The organism is Pandoraea nosoerga, from assembly GCF_902459585.1.
Taxonomy (GTDB): domain Bacteria; phylum Pseudomonadota; class Gammaproteobacteria; order Burkholderiales; family Burkholderiaceae; genus Pandoraea; species Pandoraea nosoerga.
This window is the reverse complement of the sequence record NZ_CABPSC010000003.1, coordinates 380,703-391,262: the sequence shown is the minus strand read 5'-3', so window position 1 is coordinate 391,262 and position 10,560 is coordinate 380,703. Positions and strand designations below refer to the sequence as shown.

The following is a 10,560-nucleotide window of genomic DNA, read 5'->3' as shown; positions in this document are numbered from 1 at the left end:
GGCTGCGGGCGCCGGCGCGGCGGCCTGCGGCGCGGCGGCCGGCATGGCCATCTGCACCGGCGCGGCGATCACCTGCGGCGGCGCCTTGACGATGCGGACCTTGCCCTCGCCTTCGGTGACTTCGAGTTCGGAAATACCCGATTCGGCCACGAGGTCGATCAACGTCTTGAGTTTGCGCAAATCCATGAAGGAAGCTCCTTGATTCGGTGTCGACGCGGGGCAACGCCCCGCGAGGGAAGATAGGGGATGAAAGGACTACCCGCCGGCGAGGCGCCGCAGGGCAAAATCGAGTGCGTAGACGTAGCCGCGCCAGCCCAGGCCGCAGATCACGCCTTGCGCAATGTCGGAAAGGTACGAGTGATGCCGGAAGGCTTCGCGCGCATGAACGTTCGAGAGATGAACCTCGACGAACGGGATGCCGACGCCGGACAGCGCGTCGCGGATGGCCACACTGGTATGGGTGTAGGCCGCCGGGTTGATGACGATGAAGTCGATCGACTCACCGCGCGCCGCCTGAATCCGGTCAACCAGGGCACCTTCGTGATTACTCTGGAATGTCGCCACCTGCGCACCGGCCGCCTGGGCGTGAGCCTCCAGGGCCTGGTCGATGTCCACCAGCGTCGTGCGACCGTACACCTCCGGCTCGCGAGTGCCGAGCAGGTTCAGGTTGGGGCCGTGGAGCACGAGAATGCGGTGAGGCATTGGCGAATCAAATTTCCCGAAATTGGGCGCAATTAAACGCCAGTTGGTCGATTTTGTCCAGTGGGGCGAAAAACGGCCCGCGCCGGCCGGCTTCGGCAGGGGTTCCCGCAATGTCAGGCTTCGAGGGCGCCCGTTGGCCGTGCGCGGCTATGCAGATCGACGGGGTCAGATCAGCGGCCGGAGCGCCGTGCGCACCTCGTCCGGCGTGATTCGGCCGAGCTTCTCGTAGTGCAGACGGCCCTGAGCGTCCACCACGACCGTGAAGGGCAGCGCGCCGGCCTTGTTGCCCAGCGCGCGCGCCAGATCGGTGCCTGCGTAGCCGGCCACCAGCAGTGGGTAGTCGACCTTCACCTTCTGCTCGAAAGCGATCATGTTCTGCGCCGAATCGATGCCAATCCCCACAAATTGCACGTTTTTGCTGCCGTATTCCGTGGAAAGGGCCTGCAGGTCCGGCATTTCCTCCACGCACGGGCCGCACCACGGCGCCCAAAAGTTGACCACGAGCGTCTTGCCTCGCCACTGCGAGACGGCCTGTTCATTACCGCGCAGGTCCGGCAGGCGAGTCGCCAGCAACTGCGCGACGGCGGCGTCGGTCGCCCCGCTCGACTGCTGGCTTCGATGGCCGAACCAGAACCCCGCGCCCAACCCCACGAGCGCGAGGAGCAACAGAATCACAATGCGTTTTGCCATGATGGTAAAGACGGTAAAGACGGTAAAGACGGTAAAGACGGTAAAGGGCGGGTGAAAGCGTCCGAAAAGTACGATAAACGAAAAACAGCCCCCCAATGGCGGAGAAAGGAGGGCGATCCAAGCCGATCCAAGCCGATTCAAACTAATTCAGACCGATCTACACCGATCTCGCTTCGATCCGCCGACACCTCAGCCGCTATGGGCAGCCTGCCTGGCCTCGGTCTCCGCGATGAGGGTACGCAATCCTTCCGCGTCCGTGCGCACGGCCCGTCCGTTGCCGTCGGTCGCCTTGAGCGCGCCGCGCATGTCGTCGAGCGAATACAGCGACAGATGCACGCCGACCGGCTCACCCCGCTGACCCCGTATGCGCCACAGAAAGCTCAGGGTCTCGACCATGCCCCGGCCGTTGAAGTGGCGGGTCTCGGAGACTTCGTAGTCAATGCCCCGATTAAGCAGATCGATGGCCACTTCCTTCGGGTTGTCGCAAAAAGCCTGCAGATAGACGTCCGATAGCGCCGTGGCGGTGCCATTGTATACAGCGCCGGTGATATAAGGCCGGTAGCGGGCGAGTTCCGTCATGACCGCGAGCGCGACTTCGCGCAGGTGGGCTAGTTCTGCCGGTTGCGTATCAGAAAGGAATGTTTGCACGTATTCGCGCACTTCCGCCTCGATCTGATCGTTATCCGGCAGCAATTCGCCCGCAATGCGGTTCTCGCCAGTGACCTGCCTGGCCGCCTTGCGCTTGGCCATGGCGTAGTCCGCGCCCTCCTCGGCGATGAGGCGGGCCGCGGCCAGGGCGATTTCTTCGCGCAGGCGCTGGGCGTCGTTCCAGGATTTGCGTGTCATGCCGTCGATGATACCCGAAAGGCGTTGCCCGCCTCGCCGCAGGTACAATGGAGCCCTTGACTTTGCACTACCCCGATTCCGGTACGGGTTCGCCCCGTCCCTCACCGCGCTCCCCATCCATGCATATTCATATTCTTGGCATCTGCGGCACGTTCATGGGCGGTCTGGCGGTTCTGGCGCGTCAGGCCGGCCACACCGTCACGGGTTGCGATGCCAATGTCTATCCGCCGATGAGCACCCAGCTCGAGGCGCAGGGCATTCGCCTGATCGAGGGTTTCGACGCCGATCAGGTCTCGCTCAAGCCCGACCTGTTCGTCATCGGCAACGTCGTGTCGCGCGGCAATGCGCTGATGGAAGAGATCCTGAACCGCAATCTGCCGTACACGTCGGGCCCGCAATGGCTCGGCGAGCACGTGCTCTCCAGGAAGTGGGTCCTCGCGGTCGCCGGCACGCACGGCAAGACGACCACGACCTCGATGCTGGCGTGGATCCTGGAGGACGCCGGTTATCACCCCGGCTTTCTCGTCGGCGGCGTGCCGATGAACTTCGGCATCTCGGCGCGGCTTACCGACAGCGACTTCTTCGTGATCGAGGCCGACGAGTACGACACGGCGTTCTTCGACAAGCGCTCGAAGTTCGTCCACTACCACCCGCGCACGGCCATCCTGAACAATCTCGAATTCGATCATGCCGACATCTTTCCGGATCTCGGCGCGATCGAGACCCAGTTTCACCATCTGGTGCGTACCGTGCCGGGGCAGGGCCGTCTCGTCGTCAACGGGCGCGAAGGCGCGTTGGAGCGGGTGCTGGGGCGCGGCTGCTGGAGCGAAGTGGAACGCTTCGGCGTAGAAGACGGCTGGCATGTCGCGCACGCCAACGATTCGCTCGCCGGCGGGCAGGAGTCGTTCTGGGTCCACCACGGTCCGGCGGCCGCGGGAGAGGTGAAGTGGTCGCTGCAGGGCGAACACAACCGGATGAATGCGCTCGCGGCCATCGCCGCCGCCCGCCATGTCGGCGTACCGGCGGAGCAGGCGGCCGCGTCGTTGGGCAAATTCCAGAACGTCAAGCGACGCATGGAAGTGCGCGGCGTGGCGAACGGCGTGACCGTGTATGACGATTTTGCCCATCACCCGACGGCCATCCAGACCACACTGGCCGGCCTGCGGCGCCGCGCGGGCAATGCCCGCATTCTGGCCGTGCTCGAACCCCGCTCGAACACGATGAAGCTCGGCGTGATGAAGGCGCAATTGCCCGCCAGCCTCGCTGATGCCGACCTCGTCTTCGGCTACGGCGCCCCGTCCGGCAAGGACGCGCTGGGCTGGAACCTTGCCGACGCGCTGGCCCCACTCGGCGCGCGCGCGCAGGCGTTTAGCGAGATCGACGGCCTTGTGCGCGCGGTCAGTGCCGCGGCGCAGCCAGGCGACCAGATCGTGGTGATGAGCAACGGCGGATTCGGCGGCATTCATCAGAAGCTGCTCGATGCGCTCGCCGCGCATGCCTGATGGGCTTTCGTCGACGCGGGCGGGCGTGAGCGCGCCCGAGACGGGCCGAACGCCTCGACACGCCCGGACACGCCTCGAACCCCTCGCACAACATCGGCGCGGCAATCGCGCGATCCCCGTGGCCGGCGTATGCGCCGGTTGCCCCAGATTCTCCGGAGGCTCACATGATTCTCTATTTGCACGGCTTCCGTTCGTCGCCGCGTTCCTTCAAGGCCCAGTTGATGGCGGCCCGCATGCATCGATTGGGCCTTGGTCATCAGTGGGCCTGTCCGCAACTGCCGCCCTCGCCGCTGGCGGCGGTAGTCGACGCGCAACGTCTGCTCACGGGCGTGAGCGCCGACGAGCTCACCATCGTCGGCAGCTCGTTGGGCGGCTATTACGCAACGTATCTGGCCGAAAAGCTCGGCTGCCGCGCGGTGTTGCTCAATCCGGCCACGCGGCCTTACGACGATCTGGGCAAATGGCTTGGCGAGCAGCCCATGTGGCACGGTGGCGGCTCGATCGTGGTCGAGCCGAGGCATCTCGACGAGTTGCGCATGATCGACGTGGCCCAGATCTCGCGTCCCGAACGCTACTACCTTGTGGCGGCGACCGGCGACCAGACGCTCGACTACCGTGACATGGTGGCCAAGTTTGTCGGCGCCAAGCTCACGCTGATCGAGGGGAGCGACCACGGGATTTCCGATTTCGCGAACTACATGGACGACGTGTTGCGCTTCGCCGGCATCGACGTGCCGCCCGCGCCAGGCGCTGCCGCAGCGTTCGCCGGCGAATGAGGCGTTTGCCCGTTCTGCCTTAAACCGCCGCACATTGGCGGGCTACAATATCGCCTATTGCGATCGATGGCTGTTTCATGAACATTTTTTTTGAGGAATCCGGCGGCTTCAAGGCTGGCACGGTGTTGTCGCAGCAGGGTGAGTCGTATCAGGTGGAACTGCCTGGCGGGCGCCGCAGCAAGATCAAGGGACGCGACGTGCTGCTGCGCTTCGAGTCGCCCACGCCCGCCGAACTGATCGCGCAGGCACAGGCCGCAGCCCAGGAAATCGACATGAGTTTCCTGTGGGAATGCGCGCCCGCCGAAGAGTTTCCGTTTCCGGTGCTCGCTGCCGAATACTTCGGCGAGGGCGCGAGCGCGGCGCAACAGGCGGGCCTGGCGCTGGCCTTGCAGGCCTCCCCGATCTATTTCCGTCGCAAAGGCCGCGGCCAATATCAGCGTGCGCCGCAGGAGCAGTTGCAGGCGGCGCTCGCCGGGCTGGCGCGCAAGCAGCAGCAGGCCGAACTCCAGGCGAGCTACGCCGACCAGCTGATCGCGGGCACGCTGCCGGAGGCCCTGCGCGGCAAGGAACTGGCGCTGCTGTTTCGCCCCGACAAGAACGCCATCGAGTGGAAGGCGCTCGACGCCGCCGCCATCGCGATGGGCAAGACGCACGCCGAGGTGATGCTCGCCTGCGGCGGCATCGCGTCGCCGCGCGCCTATCACGAGGCGGCGTTCCTCTACGAGCACTTCCCGCGCGGGACCGGTTTCCCGGACGTGGGGCCGCCGCCGCTGCCGGCCGACGAGCTGCCGCTGGCCGAAGTGCAGGCATTCTCGATCGACGATTCGACGACCACTGAAATCGACGACGCGCTGTCGGTACAACGGCTGCCCGACGGCCTCATGCGCGTGGGCATCCACATCGCGGCGCCGGGCCTCGGCATCACGCGCGGCGACCCCATCGACGAGATTGCGCGCGCGCGGTTGTCAACCGTCTACGCGCCGGGCGAGAAGATCACGATGTTGCCCGACGCGGTGGTCGAGGCGTACACCCTCGCCGAAGGCGGGGCGCGGCCCGCGCTGTCGCTCTATGTGGTCGTCAAGACGGACACCTACGAGATCGTCGCGACCGAAACGCGCGCCGAACGCGTGCCGATTTCCGCGAACCTGCGCCACAACGAACTCGATGCGGTCATCACGGCCGAGACGCTTGCCGACGGCAGCGGCGACTATCCGCACAAGGAAGAACTGCGGCTGCTGTGGCCGTTCGCCCAGTCGCTGTACGACAAGCGCCAGGCGGCGCGCGTGGGCTACGGCCTGCGTCCGGAGGTCCAGAACAAGACGGACTTCAACTTCTACGTCGACGGCGAGCACGTCACGATCAAGCAGCGCATGCGCGGCGCGCCGCTCGATCTGATCGTGGCCGAAATGGCCATTCTCGCGAACAGTCGGTGGGGACGCCTGCTTGCCGAATGCGGCGTGCCGGGCATCTATCGCGCCCAGCGCGCTTACGGCGTCAATCGCACGCGCATGCAGACCTCGCCCGCGCCCCACGAAGGCCTGGGCGTGGAGCAGTACGCGTGGAGCACGTCACCGCTGCGCCGTTACGTGGACCTGGTGAACCAGTGGCAGCTGCTCGCCTGTGTGCGGCATGGCGTGACGGCGAAGCTCGCCGCGCCATTCAAGCCCAAGGATGCCGACCTCTACGCCACGGTCTCGAGCTTCGAGGCGGCCTATGCCGCGTATGCGGAGCATCAGAGCCGCATGGAGCGTTACTGGTGTTTGCGCTGGCTGCTCCAGGAGAACCGTTCGCAGGTGCAGGCCAGCGTGCTAAAGGGCGACACCGTGCGTCTGAACGAGATTCCGCTCACGTTGATCGTGCCGGGCCTCGGCTTGCACGCGCGCGGCACGCAGATCATGCTCGATATCCTGTCGCTCGATGTCGTCACGTTGAGCATTTCCGTGCGCGTCGCGCAGGTGCTCGGCGCAGGCCAGAGCGCGCTTGCCGACGACGATGACGAAGGCGACGGCGGCGAGGGAGAAGGCGGCGAGGGCAGTGACGGCGCCGATGGGACGGATGGAGCCGAAGGTGCCGAGGGCGCCGACGGAGCGGGCCAGAGCGGCGAGGATGACGGCGGCCATGCCGAGGGCCGCAGCGGGGCTGACGGTGGCCGCAATGCCGTCCCCGCATCTCATGCATCCGACGCCGATGCTGCGAACGCATCCCCGCTGGCGGTCGCTCTGATGGCTGCGCAGGCGCGCGACGCCTCGGCCGGCGCGGCGTGCTGAAACCCGCATTGGCCTCCGGTACGACGGCCGCGGCGCGACGCCGCGGCTGGCGGTTCATGCGCGAGCATCCGCTCGCGACCGGGCTGCTACTTTCGGCCGTCGTTCATCTGCTCGCGCTGGCCGTGCATTTTGTCGCGCCCGACCGCTTCCGTCTGCACAGCGCGGACACGCCGCTCGAAGTCGTGCTCGTCAACGCCAAGTCCGCCCGGGCCCCCGACAAGCCCACGGCGCTCGCGCAGGCCAATCTCATCGGTGGCGGCGAGCACGATGGTGAACGCGCCACGTCGCCATTGCCGTCGCGCGAGGTGCAGCGAGACGGTGCGCCGATCGCGCAGATGCAGCGCAACGTCAGCGATCTCGAGGCGATGCAGGAGAAGCTGCTCGCGCAGTTGCGCAGCCAGTACGCAGCCGCGCCGCAAGCGCAGCGCAACCGTACCGATGTCGCGCAGCGCGGACACGGCGCGGATGACGAGAACGTCGATCAGCAAATCGCGCGATTGCAGGCCGAAATCGACAAGCAGTTGCGCGCCTATCAGACCCGTCCGAAACGTGGTCAGGTCACGGCCAACACCCGCGAAGTCGCGTATGCCCGGTACTTCGACACCCTGCGCCATCGCGTCGAGCGCTACGGCACCGAGCATTTCCCGCAGGTGGGCAACGAGCGCCTTTACGGCGAGCTCATCGTCACGCTCAACGTCAATCAGCGCGGCGGCCTCGGGTATCACAAGGACGGCTGGAACGTTGCCGGCGTGGAGGTGACGCGCAGCTCCGGCAACCGGGACCTCGATCGCCGCGCGGTGGCCATCGTGCAGGCGAGTGCGCCGTTCGGGGACTTCTCCCCCGAAATGAAGCAGCGCTACGACATCCTCGAAATCGTCACGCGCATGACTTTCACGCGGCAGGGCGTGCAGGCCGAGACGCTCGCTTCGCCGACGTCGGGCGCCGCGCTCACGACATCGCCGCGATAGCGCTCGATCCGGGGCGTTGACGCCCGTTGGCCAGCGATGCGCGGCGCCCGGGCAAGGGCTGGCCGGTAAGTCTTTCCAAAAATTTCTATAATTACGGGGTTTTCCCGAACTGGAAAGTCTTCGCCATGAAATGGATCGTCCTGGCGATCATTGCCGCGTGCGCGCTGTATGTCCATCTGCGCGGCAAGGTTCGTCACAAATTTTTTCGCCAGCTGTCCGACCACTCGACGTTTCTGTCGCCGCTGAACGTTTTCATGTATGCGTTCTCGCGTGTGCCGACGACGCCGTATCTGAAGACGGAAAATTTCCCCGAACTCGAGCCGTTGCGGCAGAACTGGGAGGCGATCCGCACCGAAGCCGTGGCGCTGCTCGAGGCGAGTCGCATCAAGGCGTCCGACAAATACAACGATGTCGGCTTCAACTCGTTCTTCAAGAGCGGCTGGAAGCGTTTCTACCTGAAGTGGTATGACGACGCGCATCCGTCCGCTTACGAGCTGTGCCCGGTGACGACCGAACTCGTGAGCAAGATCCCGACGATCAAGGCCGCAATGTTCGCCGAATTGCCGCACGGCAGCCGCCTCGTGCGCCACCGCGATCCGTTCGCCGGATCGCTTCGCTATCACCTCGGCCTGGTGACGCCGAACGACGATCGCTGCTACATCGACGTCGACGGTCAGCGATACAGTTGGCGCGACGGCGAAGGCGTGGTGTTCGACGAGACGTACATCCACTACGCGGAAAACCAGAGCGGCCAGAACCGCATCATTCTGTTCTGCGACGTCGAGCGGCCGATGAAGTATCGCTGGACGCAGGCGGTGAACCATTGGGTCGGCCGTCACCTCGTGGGAGCGGCCGCCTCGCCGAACGATGCCGGCGATCGCACCGGTGGACTGAACAAGGCGTTCAAGTATATTTATTCGATCCGCATCGTCGGCAAACGCCTCAAGGCGTGGAACCGCTACGTATACTATGCGGTGAAGTGGGCGTTGTTCGGCGGCATTGCGCTGTGGATCTTCTGGTGATCGACGCCCGGGAAATACCGGCCCGGCGCGCGGGCGCCCCGAAGCGCTGCCGTCGACGCCGGACGATTTGAGACACATCCGAACGCGGCGCCTGAGCGAAAGCCAGGCGCCGCGTCTTTGACGACGATGACAAACCAAACGCCTGTCGGGAAATCGCCCGCCGATCGCTATGCCGTAATCGGCCATCCGGTCGAGCATAGCCAGTCGCCGTTCATCCATGCCGAGTTTGCGCGCGAGACGGGGCAGCATCTGACCTACGAACGACTGCTCGCACCGCTCGACGCGTTCGCCGCCACGGTGCGCGACTTCATCGCCCATGGCGCACGGGGCGCGAATGTCACCGTGCCGTTCAAGCTCGAGGCGCATGCGCTGGCCGATCGCCTGACCGAGCGTGCGCAGGCCGCCGGCGCCGTCAATACCCTGGTGTTCGACGCGCAGGGCGTGACCGGCGACAACACCGACGGTGTCGGTCTCGTGCGCGACATCGAGGGGCCGCTGGGCGTATCGCTGAGCGGTCGCCGCGTGCTGCTGCTGGGCGCGGGCGGCGCTTCACGCGGCGCGATGCTCCCCTTGATCGAGGCGCGCCCGGCGGCGCTCTTCGTCGCCAACCGCACGGCAGCGCGTGCCGACGAACTGGTCGCGCGCTTTCGCGATGCAGCGGCGCGCCAGGGCGTCTCGCTCGCGGGAGGGGGATGGGAGGCGGTGCCGGCGGAGTTCGACGTCGTCATCAACGCCACGGCGGGCAGTTTGCAGGGCGACGTGCCGCCGCTGCCGGCAGGCGTCTACGCCGCGGGGGCGCTCGCTTACGACATGATGTACGGCGCGCAGCCGACGGTCTTCATGACGCACGCCCTGTCGGCCGGCGCGGCGCGCACCGCGGACGGGCTCGGCATGCTGGTGGAGCAGGCCGCCGAAGCGTTTGCCCTGTGGCGCGGCGTGCGGCCGTCCACCGGCGCCGTGCGCGCAGCCCTGCGTGCGCGGCTTACCGGCAAAGGCTGACGCACGGCGATGGCTGCGACGCGCCGCGTTTCCCGTGCCGGCCAGACCTCGCGCACGTCTCGCAAACGCCGCTGGGGGCCGTGGCATTGGACCGCCTACGTGCTGACGCTGCTGGTCGTGGGCGTGCTCGCGACCCAGCTCTACTACTTCCTCCAGATCGGTTGGTGGGTGCGCTTCAATCCGGACTCCACGGCGTTCATGCGCGCCGCGCAAGCGCGCCTGCGCGAGTCGGACCCGGGGGCGGTGCTCAGGCACGAATGGGTGCCTTACGATCAGATTTCGCGCAACCTCAAACGCGCGATCATCGCCAGCGAGGACGCGAACTTCGTCAATCACGACGGCTACGAGATCGACGCGATGCTCGGCGCGTGGGAGAAGAATCAGAAGAGAGGGCGCATCGTCGCGGGCGGCTCCACCATCTCGCAACAACTCGCCAAGAACCTCTTTCTCTCCAGCGAGAAGAGCTATCTGCGCAAGGCCGAGGAGTTGAGCATTACCTGGATGCTCGAATTCTGGATGGACAAGCAGCGGATCTTCGAGATCTATCTGAACTCGGTCGAATGGGGCGAGGGGGTCTTTGGCGCGCAAGCTGCAGCGCGCTATTACTACGGCATTCCCGCCTCGAAGCTCTCGCCGTGGCAGGCGGCGCGTCTGGCGGTGATGCTGCCGCGTCCGCGCTACTTCGATACGCACCGCAATTCGCCCTATCTGTCGCAACGCGCGGGTGTCATCGCGCGGCGCATGGGTGCGGCCGAATTGCCGCAATAGCCGACGGGGCTGCGCATGGT

At 65.9% G+C, this 10,560-nt stretch carries 11 protein-coding genes; 7 read left to right on the top strand and 4 right to left on the bottom strand.

What is annotated here, in order from left to right; all coding sequences use genetic code 11:
- The 4 genes from PNO31109_RS06770 to PNO31109_RS06755 all read right to left on the bottom strand — a co-directional run.
- Positions 1-186: DUF8684 domain-containing protein (locus tag PNO31109_RS06770; RefSeq protein ID WP_503124985.1), on the bottom strand; the 186-nt coding region annotated here is incomplete at its 3' end.
- Positions 187-255: 69 nt separating this feature from the next.
- Entirely contained in the window at positions 256-702 is a 447-nt protein-coding gene (gene aroQ / locus PNO31109_RS06765; protein ID WP_150554819.1) for a type II 3-dehydroquinate dehydratase, read from the bottom strand.
- Positions 703-867: 165 nt separating this feature from the next.
- Positions 868-1,392 (bottom strand): TlpA family protein disulfide reductase, encoded by a 525-nt coding sequence (locus tag PNO31109_RS06760; protein ID WP_150554818.1) that lies wholly within the window; start codon positions 1,390-1,392, stop codon positions 868-870.
- Positions 1,393-1,581: 189 nt separating this feature from the next.
- Positions 1,582-2,238, bottom strand: coding sequence for a UDP-N-acetylmuramate--alanine ligase (locus PNO31109_RS06755; RefSeq protein WP_150554862.1), 657 nt, complete (start codon positions 2,236-2,238; stop codon positions 1,582-1,584).
- Between the two features lie 119 nt (positions 2,239-2,357).
- On the opposite strand from PNO31109_RS06755, the gene mpl reads away from it, so the two are divergent.
- The 7 genes from mpl to mtgA all read left to right on the top strand — a co-directional run bounded on the left by mpl (position 2,358) and on the right by mtgA (position 10,540).
- The gene (mpl, locus tag PNO31109_RS06750) at positions 2,358-3,740 is read left to right on the top strand and encodes a UDP-N-acetylmuramate:L-alanyl-gamma-D-glutamyl-meso-diaminopimelate ligase (RefSeq protein WP_150554817.1); all 1,383 of its coding nucleotides are present in this window, start codon (positions 2,358-2,360) and stop codon (positions 3,738-3,740) included.
- Between the two features lie 164 nt (positions 3,741-3,904).
- Complete coding sequence (locus PNO31109_RS06745) at positions 3,905-4,516, top strand: YqiA/YcfP family alpha/beta fold hydrolase (protein ID WP_150554816.1); 612 nt, start codon at positions 3,905-3,907, stop codon at positions 4,514-4,516.
- A gap of 77 nt (positions 4,517-4,593) precedes the next feature.
- A complete protein-coding gene (locus PNO31109_RS06740) occupies positions 4,594-6,783 on the top strand; it encodes a ribonuclease catalytic domain-containing protein (protein WP_150554815.1) in 2,190 nt (729 codons plus the stop codon).
- Between the two features lie 8 nt (positions 6,784-6,791).
- Positions 6,792-7,751, top strand: coding sequence for an energy transducer TonB family protein (locus PNO31109_RS06735; protein WP_241013674.1), 960 nt, complete (start codon positions 6,792-6,794; stop codon positions 7,749-7,751).
- Positions 7,752-7,876: 125 nt separating this feature from the next.
- The gene (gene lpxO, locus PNO31109_RS06730) at positions 7,877-8,773 is read left to right on the top strand and encodes a lipid A hydroxylase LpxO (RefSeq protein WP_150554814.1); all 897 of its coding nucleotides are present in this window, start codon (positions 7,877-7,879) and stop codon (positions 8,771-8,773) included.
- Positions 8,774-8,899: 126 nt separating this feature from the next.
- The gene (aroE, locus tag PNO31109_RS06725; protein ID WP_150554813.1) at positions 8,900-9,772 is read left to right on the top strand and encodes a shikimate dehydrogenase; all 873 of its coding nucleotides are present in this window, start codon (positions 8,900-8,902) and stop codon (positions 9,770-9,772) included.
- 9 nt (positions 9,773-9,781) lie between these two features.
- Positions 9,782-10,540, top strand: a complete 759-nt coding sequence (gene mtgA, locus PNO31109_RS06720) for a monofunctional biosynthetic peptidoglycan transglycosylase (RefSeq protein ID WP_150554812.1) — start codon at positions 9,782-9,784, stop codon at positions 10,538-10,540.
- Positions 10,541-10,560 lie beyond the last annotated feature (20 nt).